Origin of the sequence: Pseudomonas sp. BT76 TE3572 (assembly GCF_050435365.1) — a bacterium.
Lineage (GTDB): Bacteria > Pseudomonadota > Gammaproteobacteria > Pseudomonadales > Pseudomonadaceae > Aquipseudomonas > Aquipseudomonas fluorescens_W.
Genome location: NZ_JBNDKE010000001.1, coordinates 347,020 through 370,384, shown reverse-complemented (window position 1 = coordinate 370,384; position 23,365 = coordinate 347,020). Strand labels below are relative to the sequence as shown.

Here is a 23,365-nt window from a genome sequence, read left to right as displayed (position 1 = left end):
GCTTAAACGCTGAGCGCAGCGCGCAATTGCGATTCGAGCAGCGCGGCGTCCAGTTCCTGGCCGATCAACACCAGACGCGTGGTGCGCGCTTCATCGGCGCCCCACTGACGGTCGAAGTGCTTATCGAAACGGGTGCCCACGCCCTGGATCAGCAGGCGCATCGGCTTGTTCGGGATCGCCGCAAAGCCTTTGACGCGCAGAATGCCGTGCTGAACCACCAATTGGGTCAGCGCGTCCAGCAGCAGGCTTTCGTCGGCTTGCGGCAGTTCGATGGAGATGGAGTCGAACGCATCGTGATCGTGATCGTCTTCACCCTCATGGTGATGATCATGATGGCTGTGACGGCTGTCGATGTGTTCTTCGGAGCCGGCGCCGAGGCCGATCAGCACGTCCAGTGGCACGCGACCGCTGCTGGCTTCGATGACTTTTACCGCAGGCGGCAGTTCTTCAGCGACTTCCAGGCGTACACGGGCCAGGTCTTCAGGGCTGATCAGGTCGGCCTTGTTGAGGATCACCAGGTCGGCGCTGGCCAGTTGGTCGGCGAACAGTTCGTGCAGCGGCGATTCGTGGTCCAGGTTCGGGTCGAGTTTGCGCTGGGCATCGACCTGGTCCGGGAACGCCGCGAAGGTGCCAGCGGCGACCGCCGGGCTGTCGACCACGGTGATGACCGCGTCAACGGTGCAGGCGCTGCGGATTTCCGGCCACTGGAAGGCTTGTACCAGCGGTTTTGGCAGGGCCAGGCCCGAGGTTTCGATGAGGATGTGGTCGAGGTCACCGCGACGGGCGACCAATTCGCGCATCACCGGGAAGAATTCTTCCTGAACGGTGCAGCACAGGCAGCCGTTGGCCAATTCGTAGACGCGGCCGTTGGCTTCTTCTTCAGTGCAGCCGATGGAGCACTGCTTGAGGATCTCGCCGTCGATGCCCAGCTCGCCGAACTCGTTGACGATCACCGCAATACGACGGCCCTGAGCGTTGTCGAGCATGTGCCGCAGCAAGGTGGTTTTGCCCGAGCCGAGGAAGCCGGTAACGATGGTGACGGGGAGTTTGGCCAGTGTTTTCATCGGATGCCCTTTGGCAAGGTGGCGGGCATACGGGACGACAATCGCTGCGACGGATGCGCGCGCGGAAGAGTTCGCCACCGGATCACCCCGCCCGGTTGTAGTGAGAATCTGTGTCGAGGCAGGTCTCCTGGCTGACGGTTTGCCGGGCTTGTGGGCCTGGCATTCGCTGCGCCTTCCCGCGAACCCGTTGCACAGGGCTTGCAGTGGCGTGGCAGCGAACATCACCGTTCACAGTTGCGGGGGCAGCCGCGGCATCGACCGCGTTCCCTTCTTAGCTTCGGCAGACGCCGAAGAACCTCGAAAGCGCAAGGCTACGCATCGTGTCGGGGCGGGTCAATGTCCGCAAGTTGATTGCGCCCCCCTCACCACAGGTATCCACCTGGGTACCGAGTTGAGAACCCTTGCCAATTGACGCCCAACCCCCGCCCATGCTCTCCTACACGCCTTGTTACGGGTGCCCTTCACAGGGTGAAACGGGAAACCGGTGAATCATGTGCTTTACTCTAAAGTCATGTCAGTCCGGTGCTGCCCCCGCAACGGTAAGCGAGCGAAGCGTCAGATCCACTGTGCCAGCAGTTCGGCATGGGAAGGTGATGCTTGCAGGTCAAGGCGAAAGCCAGTGCCCCTCGTGAGCCCGGAGACCGGCCCGCAACACAAAGTGACCATTACGATCACTGAATAACAAACCCGCGGTGGGCGGGCGCTGTTTGAACCTCTGCGTACCCGATTCGCAGGGGTCTTCCATGCGCTCTATATCACCCGCTGACAGACCAGAGGGAAGCGCCATGTCGATCATCAGCAGTACCGGCAGCAACACCGATAAGAGCACCGCCAGCACCACCATTACCCTGACTCAACGCCTGACCGCCGCCGCATGCGCGTCGATCCTGGGTGCGTGCCTTGTGTATTTCGCCGGTTTCTCGCACATCGAAGCAGTGCACAACGCCGCTCACGATACCCGCCACAGCTCTGCATTCCCGTGCCATTGAGACCTGATGACATGATCAAGCGTATTGCGCAAACCGCAGGGTTCACCGGGCTTCTGGCCGCCCTGTTGCTGACCCTGCTGCAAAGCTTCTGGGTGGCTCCGCTGATTCTGCAGGCCGAGACCTACGAAAAATCCGAGCCGGCTGCTGTTGAAGTTCACGAACACGCCGCAGGTGCTGTCGCCGCTCACACTCACGATGCCGAAGCCTGGGAACCGGAAGACGGTTGGCAGCGCGTGCTGTCCACCACCGGCGGCAACCTGGTGGTAGCGGTCGGTTTCGCCCTGATGCTGGCCGGTCTTTACACCTTGCGCGCACCGACCAAAACCTCCCAAGGCCTGCTTTGGGGCCTGGCCGGTTACGCCACGTTCGTGCTGGCACCGACCCTTGGTCTGCCGCCCGAGCTGCCGGGCACTGCCGCGGCTGATTTGGCGCAGCGGCAGATCTGGTGGATCGGCACGGCTGCCTCCACCGCGGTCGGCATCGCATTGATCGTGTTCAGCCGTCACTGGCTGATGAAAGTGCTCGGCGTGGCCATTCTGGCTGTTCCTCATGTGATCGGCGCACCACAACCGGAAGTCCACTCGATGATGGCACCGGAAGCCCTGGAAGCTCAGTTCAAAATCGCTTCGCAGCTGACCAACGTGGCATTCTGGCTGGCCCTGGGCCTGATCAGTGCCTGGTTGTTCCGCCGCAAAAGCGATGGTCAATACCACGCATGACTGAGATCAGCACAGCGCCGACTTTAGTGGTCGGCCTGGGCTGCCAGCGCGGCTGCCCCGTCAGCACGCTGCGGGCGCTGCTCGATCAGGCGTTACAGGCTCATAAAATCGGACTTCACCAGATCAAGGCCCTGGCCAGCATCGACCTGAAGCGCGAAGAACCTGGCTTGATCGAACTGGCCGAACAACTCGCACTCCCACTGATGTACTTCAGCAGCGAACAACTGGCCGGCTATCAACCGCAACTCAGCCACCGCTCGGACATCGCGTTCGAACGCACCGGCTGCTACGGCGTCGCGGAAAGTGCCGCCCTGGCCCTGGCTGAACAGCTGGCCCAGGCACCAGCAAAGTTGCTGATTCCACGACAAAAATATGCCCAGGCCACCTTGGCATTGGCCGGCGCCGCCTGAAATCCTCGATAATCCCCGCCTTCGATCATGAGCAATCTTCATCTGAAGCCTTGCCCAGCCCCTTTTTCTCACAGGAACCGACGATGACCGTCTACTTCATTGGCGCAGGTCCCGGCGACCCGGAACTCATCACGGTCAAAGGCCAACGGCTGATTCGCAGCTGCCCGGTGATCATCTATGCCGGCTCCCTGGTGCCCACCGCCGTGCTGGATGGCCATCGCGCCGAGCAGGTGGTCAACAGCGCCGAACTGCACCTGGAACAGATCATCGAGCTGATCAAATCCGCCCATGCCAAGGGCCAGGACGTGGCCCGGGTGCACTCCGGCGACCCGAGTCTTTACGGTGCGATTGGCGAGCAGATCCGCTACCTGCGCGAACTCGACATCCCGTTTGAAATCATTCCCGGCGTCACGGCCACGGCGGCCTGCGCGGCGCTTCTGGGTGCGGAACTGACGTTACCGGACGTGTCGCAAAGCGTGATCCTGACCCGCTACGCCGACAAGACTGCGATGCCCGCCGGCGAAGCGCTCGGCAGCCTGGCGCAGCACGGGGCGACCATGGCGATCCATCTGGGGGTCAATCATCTGGAGAAAATCCTGGCCGAGTTGCTGCCGCATTACGGCGCGGACTGCCCGATCGCGGTGATTCACCGGGCGACCTGGCCGGATCAGGATTGGGTGGTGGGGACGCTGGAAGACATTGCCGCGAAGGTTGAAGCCAAGGGGTTTCGGCGCACGGCATTGATTTTGGTGGGACGGGTGTTGGGCAGTGATCACTTCAGTGAGTCATCGCTGTACCGTGCCGGGCATGCGCATTTGTATCGCCCATAAGATCAAAAGATCGCAGCCTTCGGCAGCTCCTACATGGGATGCGTATACCTGTAGGAGCTGCCGAAGGCTGCGATCTTTAAAGACTTCACCCATAAAAAAACGGCGCTCACGGGGCGCCGTTTTTTTATGTCTGCAGCGAACACCTTACTTAGTAGTAGGCGTTTTCTTTCTGCGTGTGGTCGGTGACGTCACGAACGCCCTTGAGCTCGGGAATGCGCTCGAGCAAGGTGCGCTCGATGCCTTCGCGCAAGGTGACGTCTGCCTGGCCGCAGCCCTGGCAACCGCCGCCGAACTTCAGCACGGCGATGCCGTCATCGACCACATCGATCAGGCTGACCTGACCGCCGTGGCTGGCCAGCCCCGGGTTGATCTCGGTTTGCAGGTAATAGTTGATACGCTCGTTGATCGGGCTGTCGGCGTTGACCATCGGCACTTTGGCGTTTGGCGCCTTGATGGTGAGCTGGCCGCCCATACGATCGGTGGCGTAATCGACTACCGCATCGTCCAGGAAGGCTTCGCTGAACGAGTCGATGTAAGCGGTGAAGCTTTTGAGCCCCAGCGCCGTGTCTTCGGGTTTTTCTTCGCCCGGCTTGCAATAAGCAATGCAGGTTTCGGCGTACTGGGTGCCAGGCTGGGTGATAAAGACGCGGATGCCGATGCCTGGGGTGTTCTGCTTGGAGAGCAGATCAGCCAGATAATCGTGGGCGGCGTCGGTAATGGTAATAGCGGTCATGGAAACTCCTCGCAGGCTTGGGCGCAGTTTACGCCAATCATCGCGCCGTACAAAGTCCTAGTATTTTTGTCGGGAAAGAGCGGGGACTGCCTCGATAGCCAATTCGCCGTCGATTCGGCCTTTAAGCCACCGATAGCTGCATTTTTCCACCCATTCGTAACTTGCCCACGAGCCCAGACCGATTGTCGCGACGCAAACGGCGAACATCACGTAGGGATTGATGCCATAACGCTGTGCGACAAAACCACCCGCGGACAGCACCAACACGTGCATCAGGTACACCGAGTAGGAGCAGTCGCCCAGCAGTTTGAGCACCCGGCTGTGCTCGAAATAGCGCTCCAGCGCCATGCACGCCATCACCAGCACCGCGCTCGGCAGGCCCCAGGCCAGCAACCGTGGCTGCGGCGCCAGGTGATAAATCGCCAGCAACGCGCCGCCAATGCCCAGCAACGGGAGCCAGAACCCGGGCTTGATCCAGCCGCGACGGTAAATCATGCCGATGGCCATCCCCAGCAAGAATTCATAAACAATGTCCGAGCGGTAGAACTCGCTGATCCAGCCGTAGCCGGTCCAGGCCTGACACACCGCAAACAGCAGCGCCGCGACGATCAGCAGCCGAACCTGCATGCGGAACAGCAGCGCCCAGGCAAACAGCACGTAGAAGAGCATTTCGTAGTTGAGGGTCCAGCCGACGTTGAGCGTCGGATAAATCCCGTAGCCGCCAGGGTTTTCCGTGGGAATGAACAACAGCGACAGCAGGAAATGCGACCAGTCGACGGTCTGATCCGGCAGAATCGGTTGAGCGAATACCACCAACAGCGCCATCAACACCGTATACAGCCAGTACGCCGGAACGATGCGGAACAGCCGATACAGCAGAAAGCGCCCCGGCGGCAGTGATTTGCCCTCGGTGGACAGGAAAATCACCAGCCCACTGATGACGAAGAAGATGTCGACCCCCACCGCCCCCTTGTCGATGAACATTTGTCCTATCGGCCCACGGGCCTGGAAGTCGAAAAATATCTGCATGAAATGGTGGCAGACCACCGTCCAGGCCGCGAGCGCGCGCAGTGCCTGTACTGAAATCAACATCGACGGCCCTCCCGATCCCGGAGTTAAACCACCGCAGATCCCTTGGAATCTGCGGTGCCTGATAAATCCGACACCGGCCAACAGTCAAAGGTCGATCAAAGATTCTCGTACCGGTTCATGTCCAGCACGCCCTCTTCCACCGGATCGGTCTCGTGGACGTACCGGCTCAGGTCATGGAAGTAGAACCAGAACTGCGGATGGCTGCGGCGAATGCCCCAGCGCTCGATGATTTTTTCGAAGCGATTGGCGTCCTTGGCGTTTTCCATCTCGTCCACGAACTCAGGCACTTGCTCGGCCGGAATATTGAACATGAAGTTCGGATAGCTGCTGAGCACGCCCGGAAAAATGGTAATCGTGTCGAGCCCCGGTTGATAACGCAGGGATTCACCGAGCAGGAACGCGACGTTACTGTGCGCGCGGTTGCGCAGCAGGCTGTAAACCTCGCGCTTGCCGCTCGCGGTTTCGATGCGCAGCAGGGTCGCTTCCGGCAACTGATCGATAACCTTCAGCCCGGCCGCCGGACGCGAAGTCAGGCGACTCAAGGCCTGCTCGGCGCTCTGCAAGGCCGGGTCAATGTTCGGCCGCGAGCAATAAGCGCCGTCACAACGGTTGATCGGATCAGGCTTGGCGTTGAGGTCGCCGTAACGGGTGAGCAGCTGCAGGGCGAAATCGCGTTTCGGGTCTTTTTCGTCCAGTACCAGCGCCGTCTCTTTGTCGTTATCGATGGCCTCGTAGTTCAGCCACATCTTGAATTTGCCGCCGCTCTGGTACCAGTCGTCGAGGTAGTCGTCCCGCGAGTCGGCGGGCATCAAGCGCAGGAAGTTCTGCTCGGCGCCATTGCGGATCAGGTCGAAATACAGCCGGGTTTGCGCCTGATGGGAGACGTTGCCGAACACGTCAAAATTGACTGCCAACTGATAATAAGTTCGCTCCAGCAGCGGGAAGTCGAACAACCACATCGTTTGCGGCACGTCACCGATCAGGCCTTTGCTCACCGAGGCGCTGTCGAAATGCCGGAAGATCGTCAGCAAGGCGTTATCGTTGCCAGCCCATAAGGTCGACCAGCTCGGCGCCGGCGCATCGGCGTAACTGTCACGGCGCAACACCTCGTACTCGTTACGCTTGTCGCGGTAGTCATGCCACAGGCTCAGGATGCTGCCGACATCGTCGTTCTGCCCCGGCATCGCCAGCAACGGCGTGGCCTGGCCGCGATACTTCGGATCGATGATGTAGAGGTCGTGCTCAGGCGCCTGGAACATTGCCCAGAAGTTATCGCGGATCACGTCGGTGGCGATCTGGCCGCGGCACACCGGGCCGCGAATAAACGTACGAACGAAGTATTCGGCGTTATCGAGCATGAATTGATAACGCGCCTGGGCCGGGATCGCCTCGAACGTAGTGAACGGATTGGCCCGACGCTCCGGCCCGTAGCCCGGCAAGGCGTGGACCTGCCAGTTGCCGTTATAGAAGAGGCTTTTGATCCGTGCCATCTTCGCCGCGCTCAGCGGGTAGGTGATGTGGGTCTTCTGCACAATCACGCCTTGCACCGGCCACAAGCGGTAATACACCTGAGTGCCCGGGTCGTCATTCGGGCGGCGTGTGTTGATCAGATCGATAGGCTGACCGGTCGGCGTGCGCGAACGCACCCACTGAAAGAAATGCCCCGGCTCGCCGTCCTTGAAATAGAGATGAGCGAGAAACCAATGCTCGAATAACCAGCGCCCCACCAGGCTTTGCCGTGCGCCCGGTGCATTGAGCAGGTTCTCCCACTGCACCACCTGCAACGCTTCCTTGGCGCTCGGCACCAGGCCTTGCTCGTCAATTAGCGCACCAGACGCCAGCCAGCGTTGCAGCGTCTGGTACTGCTGGTCGGTCAGGCCGGTGACCGCCAGCGGCATGCCCTCTTGGGGATGTGATTTGGCGTAACCGTCGAATTCGGCCGGCAAGGCGCACATGTTTTCCCGGTTCAGACCAAGGACGATGTCCTCCGGCAACCTGGCGTTGGGTTGCAAGGGAGTTTTGTGGCCCAACTCAAGCATCCGCGCCATCAACGCGGCCTGACTGCCCTGAGTGTCGAGCACCGAATAGAAGTCCTTTTGCTGCCAGGCGCGTTTACCGAAGGCGTCATAAAACAGCCGGGTCGGCGCGGCAGCCTGGCGGCGATCGCCGTCGTAGACCGGGATCTTGGTGGCGCCACGAGCAGCCCCTTCGCCACTGCCCAGATTGAGCTGACAGGCGGCGTCGTAGCAGGCATGGCAGGCCACACACTTTTCGGTGAAGATCGGTTGTATATCGCGGCTGTAGGAAATGGCAGAGGAAATCGCCGGATCCTGCGCGGCAGCGCCCCAGCTTAAAAACAGCAACACCATGCTGATGACGCGATAAGACATATCCCTGGTCCCGATCATGAAAAAACGCCGCGATTCTACCGATCTGCACCCCACTCCAACATGAGCGATATTCATGCAAAACCGGGACATGCTCTAAAACCGCACAGGTTTGCTATTATCCCGCCCCTTCGTCATGGTCTTTCCGAGTAGTCCAAATGTCCGATCGCAGTGTTCGCCTTCAAGCTCTCAAGCACGCCCTCAAAGAGCGCATCCTGATTCTCGATGGCGGCATGGGCACGATGATCCAGAGCTACAAGCTCGAGGAGCAGGATTACCGCGGCAAACGCTTCGCCGACTGGCCAAGTGACGTCAAGGGTAACAACGACCTGTTGATCCTGACGCGCCCGGACGTGATTGGTGCCATCGAGAAAGCCTACTTGGATGCCGGCGCCGACATTCTGGAAACCAACACCTTCAATGCCACCCAGGTGTCCCAGGCTGACTACGGCATGCAGGGCCTGGCGTATGAGCTAAACGTAGAAGGCGCACGTCTGGCGCGCAAGGTTGCAGACGCCAAGACCCTGGAAACCCCGGACAAGCCGCGCTTCGTCGCTGGCGTGCTCGGTCCTACAAGTCGCACCTGCTCGCTGTCGCCTGACGTGAACAACCCCGGCTACCGCAACGTGACCTTCGATGAACTGGTGGAAAACTACACCGAGGCCACCAAAGGCCTGATCGAAGGCGGCGCCGACCTGATCCTGATCGAAACCATTTTCGACACCCTGAACGCCAAAGCGGCGATCTTCGCCGTGCAAGGTGTGTACGAAGAACTCGGCGTCGAACTGCCGATCATGATTTCCGGCACCATCACCGATGCCTCCGGCCGCACGCTTTCGGGCCAGACCACCGAAGCGTTCTGGAACTCCGTGGCCCACGCCAAACCGATTTCGGTCGGCCTGAACTGCGCCCTCGGCGCCAGCGAATTGCGTCCGTACCTGGAAGAGCTGTCGAACAAGGCCAGCACCCACGTTTCCGCGCACCCGAACGCCGGCCTGCCGAACGAATTCGGCGAGTACGACGAACTGCCGGCGGAAACGGCCAAGGTCATCGAAGAGTTTGCCCAAAGCGGCTTCCTCAACATCGTCGGCGGCTGCTGCGGTACCACGCCGGGTCACATCGAAGCCATCGCCAAAGCGGTGGCCGGTTATGCGCCGCGTGCAATCCCGGACATTCCAAAGGCCTGCCGCCTGTCGGGCCTGGAACCGTTCACCATCGATCGCAACTCGTTGTTCATCAACGTCGGCGAGCGGACCAACATCACCGGTTCCGCCAAGTTCGCCCGCCTGATCCGTGAAGACAACTACACCGAAGCCCTGGAAGTCGCCCTGCAACAGGTCGAAGCCGGCGCCCAGGTGATCGACATCAACATGGACGAAGGGATGCTCGATTCGAAGAAGGCCATGGTGACCTTCCTCAACCTGATTGCCGGTGAGCCGGACATTTCCCGCGTACCGATCATGATCGACTCCTCCAAGTGGGAAGTGATCGAAGCCGGCCTCAAGTGCATCCAGGGCAAGGGCATCGTCAACTCCATCAGCATGAAGGAAGGCGTCGAGCAGTTCATTCATCACGCCAAACTGTGCAAACGCTACGGCGCCGCAGTCGTCGTGATGGCCTTCGACGAAGCCGGCCAGGCCGACACCGAAGCGCGCAAGAAAGAAATCTGCAAACGCTCCTACGACATTCTGGTCAACGAAGTCGGCTTCCCGCCGGAAGACATCATCTTCGACCCGAACATCTTCGCCATCGCCACCGGCATCGAAGAACACAACAACTACGCTGTCGACTTCATCAACGCCTGTGCCTACATCCGTGACGAACTGCCGTACGCGCTGACCTCCGGTGGCGTGTCCAACGTGTCGTTCTCGTTCCGCGGCAACAACCCGGTGCGCGAGGCGATTCACTCGGTGTTCCTGCTGTATGCGATCCGCAACGGCCTGACCATGGGTATCGTCAACGCTGGCCAGCTGGAGATCTACGACCAGATCCCGGCCGAGCTGCGTGATGCCGTGGAAGACGTAGTGCTCAACCGCACCCCGGAAGGCACCGACGCCCTCCTCGCCATTGCCGACAAGTACAAGGGTGACGGCAGCGTCAAGGAAGCCGAGACCGAAGAATGGCGCGGCTGGGACGTCAACAAGCGTCTGGAACATGCGCTGGTCAAAGGCATCACCACGCACATCGTTGAAGACACCGAAGAATCCCGTCAGTCGTTCGCTCGCCCGATCGAAGTGATCGAAGGCCCGCTGATGTCCGGCATGAACATCGTCGGCGACCTGTTCGGCGCCGGCAAAATGTTCCTGCCACAAGTGGTGAAATCCGCCCGCGTAATGAAGCAGGCCGTGGCTCACTTGATCCCGTTCATCGAACTGGAAAAAGGCGACAAACCGGAAGCCAAGGGCAAGATCCTCATGGCCACGGTAAAAGGCGACGTGCACGACATCGGCAAGAACATCGTTGGCGTGGTGCTGGGCTGTAACGGCTATGACATCGTCGACCTCGGCGTGATGGTGCCGGCGGAGAAAATCCTGCAGGTGGCCAAGGAGCAGAAGTGCGACATCATCGGCCTCTCCGGCCTGATCACGCCTTCGCTGGATGAAATGGTCCACGTCGCCCGCGAGATGCAGCGTCAGGACTTCCACCTGCCGCTGATGATCGGTGGCGCGACCACCTCGAAAGCGCACACGGCGGTGAAGATCGAGCCGAAATACAGCAACGACGCAGTGATCTACGTCACCGACGCTTCCCGCGCCGTGGGCGTGGCGACGCAGTTGCTGTCCAAGGAATTGAAGCCGGCGTTCATCGAGAAGACTCGCCTGGAATACATCGAAGTCCGCGAGCGCACCGCCAACCGCAGCGCCCGTACCGAACGCCTGAGCTATCCGGCGGCCATCGCCAAGAAGCCGCAGTTCGACTGGAGCACTTATGAGCCGGTCAAACCGACGTTCACCGGTGCCAAGGTGCTGGACAACATCGACCTGAAAGTCCTGGCCGAATACATCGACTGGACGCCGTTCTTTATCTCCTGGGACCTGGCCGGCAAGTACCCGCGCATCCTCACGGATGAAGTGGTCGGTGAAGCCGCCACCGCGCTGTTCGCCGATGCTCAGGAAATGCTCGCCAAGCTGATCGACGAGAAACTCATCAGCGCCCGTGCGGTGTTCGGCTTCTGGCCGGCCAACCAGGTGCGTGAGGATGACATTGAAGTCTACGGCGATGACGGCAAGCCGATTGCCAAGCTGCATCACCTGCGCCAGCAGATCATCAAAACCGACGGCAAACCGAACTTCTCCCTGGCCGACTTCGTTGCACCGAAGGACAGCGAAGTGACCGACTACGTGGGTGGTTTCATCACCACTGCCGGGATCGGTGCCGAAGAAGTGGCCAAGGCCTATCAGGATGCCGGCGACGACTACAACTCGATCATGGTCAAGGCACTGGCCGACCGTTTGGCCGAGGCGTGCGCCGAGTGGCTGCACCAGCAGGTCCGTAAAGACTACTGGGGTTATGCCAAGGACGAGACGCTCGACAACGAGGCGCTGATCAAAGAGCTATACACCGGTATCCGCCCTGCCCCGGGCTACCCGGCCTGCCCGGATCACACCGAGAAATCCACGCTGTTCAAACTGCTGGACCCTGAGGCCTCGGAAATGAAAGCCGGCCGCAGCGGCGTGTTCCTCACCGAGCACTACGCCATGTTCCCGGCGGCAGCGGTCAGCGGTTGGTACTTCGCTCACCCGCAGGCGCAGTATTTTGCCGTGGGCAAGATCGACAAGGATCAGGTCCAGAGCTACACGTCGCGCAAGGGTCAGGAATTGAGCGTGACCGAGCGCTGGTTGGCGCCGAACCTGGGTTACGACAACTGATGGTGGTCCCGGGAGTCGACTGGTGCGACTCCCGGGGTTCTTATCAAAGCTGCAAGTAAACGTTAAAGCCCCACCAGCGTCCGTTCTTTTTCAGACAATTCGCGCACCAACTTTCCTTGCTCGAAAAGAAGGTCTGCTTCTATCGCCCGCATGGCGGTTTTGTACTGCTCCGGCGCGCCTTCGCCGTAGTTTGGATACGCCTCGTCTACCTCATCCTCTCTGCCTGCGAAACCCTCTCGCACCTGGACAAACCGTTCAGGGTATTTGCCCTTCAAATAGTCGCTCCAGTACTTGTGGCCGACCAAATCATCAATAAATGCCGACGATTCTTCTGCGGCGATCACTTCAGCATGGGCCGCATCCAGCATGGCAGACGAAACGTTGCCGCTGTAGCGCATGCCTCTTGGTTGCCCCGGCAACTCAAGTCGCTCGGCAAGGCCGATACGATAGGCCAGCCGCACTTCCGCCGGATCAGTTGAACGGCGCTGTGCCTGGCGCTGGACAATGTCGCGGTTAGCGATTTTCTCGACTTCGCCAAGGCGAAACAGGCTCCTGCCAAGCCTGAACAAAACGCTGCCTTGTTGGCCCGGGGAAACTGACTTCGCGGTCTCAAATTCGAAAGCCTTCACTTCTATATCGCTGAACAACAGGATTTGACCATCAACGCAGGTGGCGCCAGACCTCGCCATCTCGAATATCGTATCCCTCAGACCTGCGTCGCTATGGGCCACCCTCAATACGGTATGGACCCGCCGCACAAGATCAGCACGTCCCGTGAGGAAGTCATTCGTACCTTCCATTTTGGTCAGCAGATTGAAGAAGAACTTACTGTTGTGCGCTTGCTCGAAGTTGTTCCATATCTGTGTCAATTCCTCTGAGTCGGCTGCTGACGGAGCGATCCAACGCTCACGGGCGTCAGTACCTGTCACCTCATCCATATCCACGTCTACGTCACTTGCGATCGAGTCATCGCTAACGCTGTCGCTAGAGCTGCCACCGTCGCTGCTGCGGTTAAACTGCTCCAACGCCTCGTCAATCTCTTCTGGCGTCCATCCCACTATCTGCTCGCCCGCCTGCACCTCATTACGCAGCATTAGCAGGCTCGCATCATCCAGAGTTTCGTTGCTCGCCAGATTCGTGCCTGCACGCAATACCCTGTGCTCGTCAGCCATCAGGACCGGCGGAATGGACTCGATCATGTTGTCGCGCAAATCCAGTGCCCTGAGCGAAGGGAGCTGAAGCGCTCCCTGCGGCCAAAGGATCAGGCGATTGCCACTCAAATCGAGGGCCTGCAAACGGGCAAGAGGGCTGACATCCAGCGACTCAAGCCAGTTTTCCGCCAGATTCAATGACTCCAGGTGGCTCAATCCTGCAAGCTGACGCTGGAGCTGAAGCGCATTGGAAAAACGGTTATTGACTGCCGAAAGTCGCTTGAGGCTGTTCAACGAGGTCACTGACTCCGGCAAGGCATACAGCGCGATGGCATTCAGCGCCAGGGTATGAACATGGGTAAACGCACCGAGGAAATCGCTTAGCCCCTCCTCTCTCAGATACACGTTGTTCAGGTTCAACGCACCGACATGAGCGAAGTCGGCGGGTAGAGCCGGGAGATTGCCCAAGGGGCTTTCGGACAGATCAAGGGGATAACCTCCCGATGCGTTCTCCACGGCCTGCGCCCCGCGAAGGTTCTGCCTCCAGCACGCCATTATCCGGTCAGCTGCCTGACGACGCGCGGTGGCTGCGATCCACACAGGAGGCGAGGATTCGCCCATCCGCTGGGGTGGGGTTTCGATCCATGTGTTCAGGACCTTCGTCAATGCCTGATGCTGGCTGTCCCATTTCGCCAATTGCTCATACAGGGGGCCAGCGCCGCCATGACGTAACGTCAACTCATCAATCACCTGTATCGCCTCGGCGCCTGGCAGATCCGGGTCAAGCCTTTGCAAGCGGGCTTGCGGGGTCAAGCGTGTCAGGTCATTGCCCGGTACAACGGGCAGCGACAATAACAAGTCCGGATTTTGCGCGACCAGAACCGGAAAATACTCGGGTTCACCCACGGTAATGCCCACCTGCAAGGCGGTTCTGGGAATACCCATGGGTGTTTCGGAAGGTGTACTCGCCAGCAAATCGGTGCGGGCCTTGACCGTCAACCGACAGCCAGTCATATCAATCCATAAAGCGTCATGGCCGGTCAGGGCAGCCTCGGGAATCGTCGTGATCGCGCTGTTGTTCAACTCGAGCTTGCCGAGGCCGGACAAGTCCAGCGCACCTTCGGGCCAGTCTTTAATAGCGGTATGACCCACACGCAAGGTCTTCAAGCGGGTCATGGCGCTGACATCCAGCGAATCGAGCCGGTTATAGCGCAAGTCCAGGCTTTCAAGGGCAGACAACCGGTTCAAGCGTCGCTGCACACTCAGGGTAATGGTCAGGTGATTTCGGCTCAGCTCCAGATCAGTGAGTTTCGCGAAGTTGCCCAATGCCGACGGAAGATCCTGCAGTTGATTGCTACTCAGATCCAACTCGCGAATGTCGGTGAAACCGCTCAAAAATCGACTGAAATCCTCGGATGAGACCACCACACCCGACATTTTCAGGGTGTGCACATGAGCAAAATTCGTTGCTGACAACGCCGGCAGTTCAGGCAGATCGCCTAGCGCCCAGCCGGACAAATCAAGCGTCGATGAAATGATTTGTCGCGGCATGACAGGCCGTGGCCGCACCGTTGAAGACCCGGCCTGCGGTTGCGAAGACTGTGCCTCCTGCGTACCGCCATAGCGTTTACGCAGACCATCACGCCAGCACTCACGGATTCGCCGGGCAACGGATTCTCGTTCCCGAATATTGACTTGCCGACCATTGGCTATTGTTGTTCGCTGCTGCCACGCCTCCAGTTGCTGTCGCAAAGCCTGTCCATCCTGGCGCAGTGCATTGACCCGTGCCAGCAACGCCCGCCCTGCCAAGCCCTCAGCCTTCATTCGCCCAAGGGCAATCTTCGAAAGTTCGTCACTTGTGTCCAAAGCCTTCTGTAGCGTGCCTTGGCAATAACGATCCAGCATTTGCCCGGTATCCAGAAAATGCGCAGGATTGTCGTGCACATACTCGTAAGCCCTCACGAAGTCCTCAGGGCCCAGCCCGGCCCAGTTGAGTTTCATGCCAGGCCACAGTGATTCATGCCCGGAGAGCCATTCCGGGGGAAGTGTCTTGACGCTTGAGCGAGTGAGATCCAGCGACCTGAGCTGTGGCAATTGCAGAGCGCCCTTCGGCCAGGCCTCTGTCGTCCCGTTCACACTCAACGAATGCAGTTGAGTCAGGCGACTGACATCCAGCTCGTCCGCCATGCCGATCACGTCCAATCGTTGCAGGTGTGGCATGGCGTCTATCACCGATTGGGCAGCTTCGGTGAATTGCGGACCCAGCGGCCCTGCCATCCGCAGTTCACGAATACTCGGCAGTGCCTTTAGCCTCTCGGCCAGTTGAACCCTATCGGCGCCATCCGGGATCCCCAACGTTAGCGACCGGGCGTTGGGGAACTGGCGCACAAAGGCTTCCGGTGTCTGACTCAATACGCCACCAACGCTCATATTCAGACGACTGACGTGAGGAAAATTGCCAGCCAGTTCCGGCAGGCTGTCTGCAGCACCCACGTCCAGAGAAACACTGGCATCGCCATCGTAAATACCCCGCTGCTGCCAGACGCTCTTAATGTTCTGTGCGACTTGATGGCGGACAGTATTCTGGCCACCGCTGTGCACCCATTGTTCGAGCTGCGCCGTCAGTGCCTCGTATTCCCGGCCCCGCATGCTCAGAAAATGGGCGATCTGCGTTTCGGTCATGCCATCCAGCGCAAGCTGGATGACCATCGATTCCGCCAACTCATCGGAGAAGTTCGGATAAACATCCCGCAACCTGGAGACCAACGAGGGATTCACCGTTGCGCCGGCACCTCGCCCGCTCAAGGGGTAGCCGACCCTGCCGTCGACCAGTCGCACCGGCGGACGGAATCGTGGCGTGGCGGCATTGGGCACGAGGGTTGCCATCATCTGGTCACGGTGGCCCATGGCATAGGTGGCCAATGTCTTTTGTAACTTGGCACCCTGCGCCACATTGGGCATGCCCAACCTAGTGCGGACGTCGTCCGGCAACGCATGCATGACCGAAGAGAAGAAGTTGTCGCCTGCTTTCGGCACGCTGTTCAACGCGTTTTTTTGCTGGTCGAAGGCCTGGAACTGGTTGGCTTGATGATGTTGATTGCCTTCCTTGACCAGGTATTTGAGGTGCTCCGCCGTCTCGCTACCGATGCTGTCGAGCAGTTTTCCATCGCAATCGCCCTGACGAACTTCCAGGCGCAGGTTTTTCGACCAGCCGGGGAGTTTTTCCAGGCTGTGCAGCGCCAGGCGCTGGCTGTCGGATGACGCCATGCTCTCCAGCTGCAACCCGGCCAGGGCCTTGTTCAGCCGAGTCACCCGGGCGCGCGCACGCCCCTTGAGCAACAGACTGGTGGGAAGTCGCCCGGCGTGTTTGATGTGCAGCCGTTCCTTGGCGGTGGCATTGGCCAGGACTTCTTGCGCCGCGTCCGTCGATAGACTGGGGAAAATACGTTGCAGCGCCTGAATTTCACGCGTTGTTGCCGTGGAGTCCTGACTGAGTTTGTCGAACAACGAAGTTTTGTTGGCCGAAAGCTGATCGCCAAGCTGTTGTCGAAAAACCGATTCACGCTCCGCATCGACCCGCGCACCTTCGCCCCCCAGCAAGCGAACGATTTCTTCCTCATCCAGTGTCGCAAGCACGCGTTCGGGCAATTTCCCGGCAGACACCTCCTCACGGGAAATCCTGATGCTCGGCTTCACGGGCGTCGACGCCTTACCGTAGCGGGATGAAGCACCGCTCAGGCTTGCGTTGTCGAACACGTCGATCACCCGCCCCTGCGGCCAACGCGGCATATTGATGACTTGCGGCAAGACGTCGTTATAGCGGCTGTCCGGCACCGGCTGACCGAGACGAATCTGTTCAATCATTTCATTGAGCTGACGGTCGATTTGAAACTGCCGCAACGTGTCGGCTAACGCTGATGGCATGCGCAGGTTATCCGTATGGATCTTGCGCAGCACGCCATCGTCAACACCGCTGATATCGGCGATTTTCTCCAGCGTCGCCGCGTCAATACCGTCGGTGACCGGGCCAAGACGTCGTAACAAGGTGGCACGATCCCACTCCAGCGGGCGCTCGAAACGATGACGCCACGCGCCTTCTCCATTGTGCTCAAGAACGGGGGAGTAAGCGTTCGAGTCCGTCGGGTGTTTGAGACGCCATTTGTTCAGCGTGGGGTCGAAGGTTTGTTCGTAGACGTTACCGTCGAGCCTGAGACAGGTCTTGCCGCCCACTTCATACTGCCCAAGCGTGTTGGGCTTGAGCCCCGCCGGCAAGACCCTGTCGCTCAGGTAGGGCCTCAGGCCAGGCCGCCACAACTGTTCGCTGCCAAACGGCAATTTGACCTTGACCAGGCCATCGATAATGGGTGTGGACAGCATCTTCGGCGCTTTACTGGCAACCGCGCCTACAGCCGCCATGAATGCGACGTTCACGGCCACTGACTTCAAATAACTCCAGGCCTGATCCGTGTCCCCGATGCTCCAGGCTTCAACCCCGTGATAAATGTCTGTGGTCAGTTGCACAGCCATCACGGCCATCATTACCTCGCCCAGGCCGGGCACAAAAAATGCGGCCACGTTGAGTATGCTCAGTCCCCACTCGGCATAGTGGGCGAGTCGTTCATACCAGGCGTCATGATCGACCTTGGCCGTCGGCACCGCCAGTTGCTCGGCAGTCTCCTTGAGGCGCGTCTGGTGCCGAATGTACAGCTCGCCGAACAGCGGCGTATCAAAAAATTCTTCGCTGATATCGAGAGTCGGCGCGTCCCGGTAAACATTTTCGTAAATACCGTCTATGTGCCCCAAGAGGGTCTGTTTACGGTAAGGGAAATCCGGGTTCCATTTGAGTGTTTGCAGAGCATTCCTGGTCTTGCCGAGAAACTTGCCCGCATCACCGTGGGGGATGAGCCTGAGGAAAGAGCGCTGGTAATTCACATCGCGCAGCCTGTAGCTCAGGTCATTTTCAAAGGACTTGAGCGAGGCATATTCCATGACCGGCGCCACCGGATCACCCGGAATACAGACGATGATCCGCGAGTCCCGGTAACCCAGTACGTCAAACAGGTTTACGCCGGGATGGGTCCAGCTGAAGTCGACCTTTTTACTTTTGCGCCGTCTTGCGCCAATGACAAACAGCTCACTGACAGGCGACCCGAGCACATGCAACTGACTGCAAGTGACGCTCTCACCGTCCAGTGTTGGCGATTTGTCGCCGTTGAGTACCGCGAGCAATGTGCGATAGGCCGATGGCGTGATCAGCGATTTGAGATGGGCAATATGGGCATGCACCCGCAGGCTGTCCTTCCACGCGTCGACCGTTTGGGTGCGCACGGTGGCCGCCCTGTCCGCGGCGTCAAACATCGCCGTCAGGTGTTCCTGATACTGCTTGCCGATATCCAGTTCACGGCATAGCAAGGCGAAATCGGCGGGTTTTATCGGCAGCTTCTTGATCCTGTAGCGCGTTGAAGGGCCCTTTTGCGGATAGTCCCAACCGTAAGGTCCTCCTTGGGTTTCCAGATTGGCAGCCCGTATACCTCGTTCAGCAATGACGTCACGCTCATCAAACGCCTGGTCCTGTTCAAAATTGCGCAGTGCCAGTTGCAGCAGTGTCTGGTGAGTGATCAGCGAGCCTGCAAAGGGCTCATAGAGCCAGGTCTGCGCAACATCAACTTTCAATCCGAACTTTTTTTGCAGCGCCGCTTCGAGCAACGGTTGCGCGAATTCGGTGACCCCTTTGAGCCCGGCAAGTGTTTTTGCCAGGGTTTCATTGGAGGTTCGACTGCGCTTCTGGTCGTCCCGTACAGTTTGTCGTAGGTCGCTGGAGGCGTTCTGAAACCAGTCCGGCATGACATTTTCGGCCAGGTTTCCCGGGGTTCTCGCCCGATCCAGAGCCCGGATGTTTGCCGGGGTCAGGTGGCGTATCCGATCGTGCAGCTTTTTTTTGATGAAATGGTTGTGAAGGCCCTTTTCCCGGGCCGGTGGGATTCCACTCATGTGGCAATACCTGATGCGGTTAAATGAAGCACCAGTCAATCAGCAGGCTTGTCGTCCAGGGCGGTACATATTTATACCGGGCAGCGCCGGGGGCGATCTTCTTTGCGTGGGTTGTCTATGCTTGTCTTACTCAAACGGGAGACGAGGGGTTTATGGACGATCCAGGCGACAACAAGCCGCCCACTTTCTGGCAGATGCTGCACAGCGTCGTGGCGGCGGCGTTCGGGGTGCAGAGCGGGAAGAACCGGGCGCGGGACTTCACTCACGGCAAGCCCAGTCATTTCGTGATTTTGGGGATTTTGTTCACCGCGGTGTTCGCATTGACGCTGTATGGCATCGTGCAACTGGTGGTGCATCTGGCCGGGGTTTAGCGCATCAAGGTTTGCAGGCTGAACGGATAGCGATACGACGTGGGCCGGCCCTTGGCTGAAAGACGACGGAAGTTCACACCGTAATCCGGTGATTCCCCCATGGCCAGCAATCGCCTGGCCTGTGCCTTGTCGATCAGTTGCAGCAACGGGATTCGCCGGTCTCGGCCGCCGTAATGGGTGAGATCCACGCCCAGCTCAAGATCATGCAACTCTACCAACGCCCAGCCGCCCAACGTGAAGTGCCCGCCCAACAGCACGCTGATGCGTCCGTCGACCGTCGCCTGTAACGCCGCCGGCGAGGTGTTGACCGCGCTGAACAACGCATCCTTGCCGGGTATCCCACCCGTCTCCGAAAACGCCTGCATGGCGCCAAACGCCATTTCGTCATTGGCTGACCACACCAGCGAGACCTTCGGGTAACGCTTGAACAGCAGTTTGGCCTGTTCATACGCCCGCTCCCGGGTCCAGCCGCTATAAACCAGTTGGCGCAAACGTACTTCAGGGTGTTCGGCCAAGGCCCGCATCATGCCTTGCTCGCGCAGTTGCGCCGAAGGGGTGATCTTCAGACCGGAAAACGCCAGCAACTCGATGACCTGACCGGGCGCCACGGGCGGATGCTGGCGAATCAGTTCCTTGATCATCAGGTAGCCACCCTCCTCGTCGTTGGGCACCAGGCTGCCCAAGCGCTCGGGGCGCTCACCCAGCAGGCTCATTTGATTGGCCGTCAGGGACGCATTGACCATAAACAGCTTTACCCCACTGTCCTGGGCCAGGCGAATGATCTGCGGGGCGACGTACTGTTCGTTGGCGAACATCAGATAGTCCGGACGATCAGGGCCTTGCAGCGCCTGACGGGCCTGCGCCAGCGTGAGCTCCGGCATGCGTCGGGAATAGAGAATTCGCAGATCAATGCCCAGATCCGTGGCTGCCGCCTGCATGAATTGCGAATAGCTGATCCAGAAGGCTTCGTCAGTTTTCCCGGGACTCAGAAACAGCACTGATTCCGCGCGCGCACCGGGTCCGTAAACCGCGCCGCACATGAGCAGGAATGAGTAGAAAAACTTCAACATTGATCGTCCGAGCCCCCCGGCAATTCGCCGCGCATTATAGCCAGCGAAGTCCCGGAAAACGGCGTTTATTCCGGTTATTGTCCGACAATCGTCGGAATGGGACCCGGACGGGGTCGGTTATTGATGGCTGACCCAAAATACCGCGGTGCCCACGACCAGGATGATCAGGAACAGAATGGCCCAAGCATCGACCGTGCTATCGGGTTTTGACGTTTTGGTAGGGTTGCTCATTGCATCGCCTCTTGTCGGTTTTATCGGTGATTGCATAAAGACTCGAGCACAGTTAAGACGATGATTGCCCGCACCACAAATGTGGGTTTTGCCTCATTGGATCTCATTAGTCGTTTTGGTTCTTTACATATACTCAAACATCACTTTTGCGCATAACTGCAAACTGGTATCTTGCCCCGGCTCCGTTGGGAGTGCGCGGCCGTGCGCGCAGAATTGCCGAGGCAGTATCGGAGACTTCCAAGCGAAAAACGCAACTGGATCCGACCGGCCCAAGCCTGAGAACAGGACTTATATGTACGTATACGACGAGTACGATCAGCGGATCATCGAGGACCGCGTCAAGCAGTTCCGTGATCAGACCCGACGCTATCTGGCAGGCGAGCTGAGCGAAGAAGAATTCCGCCCCCTGCGCCTGCAAAATGGCCTTTACATCCAGCGCTTCGCGCCGATGTTGCGGGTGGCGGTGCCTTACGGCCAACTGACTTCGCGCCAGACGCGAATGATGGCGAAGATTGCCCGCGACTATGACAAGGGCTATGCCCACATCAGCACCCGGCAGAACGTACAGTTCAACTGGCCGGCGCTGGAAGACATCCCGGACATCCTTGCCGAACTGGCGACCGTGCAGATGCACGCGATCCAGACCAGCGGCAACTGCTTGCGCAACGTCACCACCGACCAGTTCGCCGGTGTCGCTGCCGACGAGCTGATCGATCCGCGCCCGTGGTGCGAGATCGTCCGCCAATGGACTACGTTCCACCCTGAATTCGCTTACTTGCCGCGCAAGTTCAAGATCGCCATCAACGGTTCGACTTCCGACCGTGCGGCCATCGAAGTCCATGACATCGGCCTTGAGCCGGTGCACAACGCCGCAGGCGAGCTGGGCTTCCGTGTGCTGGTGGGGGGCGGTCTCGGCCGTACCCCGGTGGTCGGCGCGTTCATCAATGAATTCCTGCCGTGGCAAGACCTGTTGAGCTACCTCGACGCCATCCTGCGGGTCTACAACCGCTACGGCCGTCGTGACAACAAGTACAAGGCGCGGATCAAGATTCTGGTCAAGGCCTTGACCCCTGAAGTCTTCGCACAAAAAGTCGATGCGGAAATGGAACACCTTCGCGGTGGCCAGACCACGCTGACCGATGCCGAAGTACATCGCGTGGCCAAACACTTCGTTGACCCGGAGTACAAGGCGCTGGACAACCAGACCTTGGCGTTGGCTGAACTCGATAAGGAACACCCGGGCTTCGCGCGCTGGCGCACCCGCAATACCCTGGCTCACAAGAAGCCGGGTTATGTGGCCGTGACCCTGTCCCTGAAGCCGACCGGTGTTGCACCGGGCGACATCACCGACAAGCAGCTCGATGCCGTTGCCGACCTGGCCGATCGCTACAGCTTCGGTCAGCTGCGCACCTCCCACGAGCAGAACATCATTCTGGCCGACGTTGAACAAAGTCAGTTGTTCGCGATGTGGGGCGAGTTGCGCGAGCAAGGTTTCGCCACGCCGAACATCGGCTTGCTGACCGACATCATCTGCTGCCCGGGCGGCGACTTCTGCTCCCTGGCCAACGCCAAGTCGATCCCGATCGCCGAGTCGATCCAGCGTCGTTTCGAAGACCTGGATTACCTGTTCGATATCGGCGAACTGGACCTGAACATCTCCGGTTGCATGAACGCCTGTGGTCACCACCACGTCGGCCACATCGGCATCCTCGGGGTGGACAAGAAAGGCGAAGAGTTCTACCAGGTGTCCCTGGGGGGCAGCGCCAGCCGTGACGCCAGCCTGGGCAAGATCCTCGGCCCGTCTTTCGCCCAGGAAGCCATGCCTGACGTGATCGAAAAGCTGATCGACGTGTACATCGAACAACGTACCGAAGACGAGCGTTTCATCGACACCTATCAGCGTATTGGCATCGACCTCTTCAAGGAGCGCGTCTATGCAGCGAATAATTAAGAACAACGAAGTCGTCGACGAAACCTGGCACTTGCTGCCGAAAGATTTCAACATCGACGAGATCAGCAACTGCGACGACCTGATCGTCCCGTTGCATCTGTGGCGCGAACACAGCCGCATGCTCAAGGCCCGCGATGGCGGCCTGGGCGTATGGCTGGATGCCGATGAAGAAGCGGAAGAAATCGGTGACGACGTGGAAAATTTCCAGGTCATCGCCTTGAACTTCCCTGCCTTCACCGACGGCCGCAACTACTCCAACGCCCGCCTGCTGCGTGACCGTTATGGTTTCAAAGGCGAATTGCGGGCGATTGGCGATATTCTGCGCGACCAGCTGTTCTACCTGCACCGCTGCGGTTTCGACGCCTTTGCGATTCGTGCCGATAAAGACCCGTACGAAGCCCTGGAAGGTCTCAAGGACTTCTCGGTGACCTATCAGGCTGCTACTGACGAACCGCTGCCGCTGTTCCGTCGCCGCTGATCGTCAAACCTTGAACCCCTTCGCGGGGT

The 23,365-nt window shown here is 59.3% G+C and carries 14 protein-coding genes and 2 riboswitches; of the genes, 8 read left to right on the top strand and 6 right to left on the bottom strand.

The window, feature by feature from the left end; translation table 11 throughout:
* Positions 1–2 precede the first annotated feature (2 nt).
* Positions 3–1,064, bottom strand: a complete 1,062-nt coding sequence (cobW, locus tag ABH912_RS01715) for a cobalamin biosynthesis protein CobW (protein WP_429509394.1) — start codon at positions 1,062–1,064, stop codon at positions 3–5.
* Positions 1,065–1,164: 100 nt separating this feature from the next.
* A riboswitch (cobalamin riboswitch) is annotated at positions 1,165–1,379 on the bottom strand.
* 120 nt (positions 1,380–1,499) lie between these two features.
* Positions 1,500–1,728, top strand: a riboswitch (cobalamin riboswitch).
* Between the two features lie 121 nt (positions 1,729–1,849).
* On the opposite strand from cobW, the gene ABH912_RS01710 reads away from it, so the two are divergent.
* The 4 genes from ABH912_RS01710 (at position 1,850) to cobM (ending at position 4,012) form a co-directional block, all read left to right on the top strand.
* Positions 1,850–2,053: a CbtB domain-containing protein gene (locus tag ABH912_RS01710; RefSeq protein WP_033061649.1), complete on the top strand. Its 204-nt coding sequence runs from the start codon at positions 1,850–1,852 to the stop codon at positions 2,051–2,053.
* A gap of 11 nt (positions 2,054–2,064) precedes the next feature.
* Complete coding sequence (locus ABH912_RS01705; RefSeq protein ID WP_033061648.1) at positions 2,065–2,772, top strand: CbtA family protein; 708 nt, start codon at positions 2,065–2,067, stop codon at positions 2,770–2,772.
* Complete coding sequence (locus ABH912_RS01700; RefSeq protein ID WP_033061647.1) at positions 2,769–3,182, top strand: cobalamin biosynthesis protein; 414 nt, start codon at positions 2,769–2,771, stop codon at positions 3,180–3,182. The genes ABH912_RS01705 and ABH912_RS01700 overlap by 4 nt, the downstream gene beginning before the upstream one ends.
* Before the next feature lie 83 nt (positions 3,183–3,265).
* Positions 3,266–4,012: a precorrin-4 C(11)-methyltransferase gene (cobM, locus tag ABH912_RS01695; protein WP_429509393.1), complete on the top strand. Its 747-nt coding sequence runs from the start codon at positions 3,266–3,268 to the stop codon at positions 4,010–4,012.
* A gap of 148 nt (positions 4,013–4,160) precedes the next feature.
* Here the strand turns inward: cobM and nfuA are convergent, their stop codons facing one another.
* The 3 genes from nfuA to ABH912_RS01680 all read right to left on the bottom strand — a co-directional run bounded on the left by nfuA (position 4,161) and on the right by ABH912_RS01680 (position 8,227).
* Complete coding sequence (nfuA, locus tag ABH912_RS01690) at positions 4,161–4,745, bottom strand: Fe-S biogenesis protein NfuA (protein WP_008035804.1); 585 nt, start codon at positions 4,743–4,745, stop codon at positions 4,161–4,163.
* A 57-nt stretch (positions 4,746–4,802) separates the two neighbouring features.
* Positions 4,803–5,837: an acyltransferase family protein gene (locus tag ABH912_RS01685; RefSeq protein ID WP_429509392.1), complete on the bottom strand. Its 1,035-nt coding sequence runs from the start codon at positions 5,835–5,837 to the stop codon at positions 4,803–4,805.
* Positions 5,838–5,932: 95 nt separating this feature from the next.
* On the bottom strand, positions 5,933–8,227 hold the full coding sequence (locus ABH912_RS01680) for a fatty acid cis/trans isomerase (RefSeq protein ID WP_429509391.1): 2,295 nt from the start codon (positions 8,225–8,227) through the stop codon (positions 5,933–5,935).
* A gap of 155 nt (positions 8,228–8,382) precedes the next feature.
* Here ABH912_RS01680 and metH point away from each other — a divergent pair, with 155 nt between their 5' ends.
* Positions 8,383–12,093, top strand: coding sequence for a methionine synthase (gene metH / locus ABH912_RS01675; protein WP_033061643.1), 3,711 nt, complete (start codon positions 8,383–8,385; stop codon positions 12,091–12,093).
* Between the two features lie 62 nt (positions 12,094–12,155).
* Here the strand turns inward: metH and ABH912_RS01670 are convergent, their stop codons facing one another.
* On the bottom strand, positions 12,156–19,088 hold the full coding sequence (locus tag ABH912_RS01670) for an NEL-type E3 ubiquitin ligase domain-containing protein (RefSeq protein ID WP_429512995.1): 6,933 nt from the start codon (positions 19,086–19,088) through the stop codon (positions 12,156–12,158).
* Between the two features lie 299 nt (positions 19,089–19,387).
* Between ABH912_RS01670 and ABH912_RS01665 the strand changes: the two genes are divergently transcribed.
* Entirely contained in the window at positions 19,388–19,606 is a 219-nt protein-coding gene (locus tag ABH912_RS01665; RefSeq protein ID WP_033061641.1) for a DUF2970 domain-containing protein, read from the top strand.
* Here the strand turns inward: ABH912_RS01665 and ABH912_RS01660 are convergent.
* Positions 19,603–20,676, bottom strand: coding sequence for an ABC transporter substrate-binding protein (locus tag ABH912_RS01660; RefSeq protein ID WP_033061640.1), 1,074 nt, complete (start codon positions 20,674–20,676; stop codon positions 19,603–19,605). The genes ABH912_RS01665 and ABH912_RS01660 overlap by 4 nt on opposite strands.
* Positions 20,677–21,199: 523 nt before the next feature.
* Here ABH912_RS01660 and ABH912_RS01655 point away from each other — a divergent pair.
* Together ABH912_RS01655 and ABH912_RS01650 are read left to right on the top strand one after the other, a co-directional pair.
* Positions 21,200–22,858, top strand: coding sequence for a nitrite/sulfite reductase (locus tag ABH912_RS01655; RefSeq protein ID WP_033061639.1), 1,659 nt, complete (start codon positions 21,200–21,202; stop codon positions 22,856–22,858).
* Entirely contained in the window at positions 22,842–23,336 is a 495-nt protein-coding gene (locus ABH912_RS01650; protein ID WP_033061638.1) for a DUF934 domain-containing protein, read from the top strand. The genes ABH912_RS01655 and ABH912_RS01650 overlap by 17 nt, the downstream gene beginning before the upstream one ends.
* Positions 23,337–23,365: the final 29 nt, after the last annotated feature.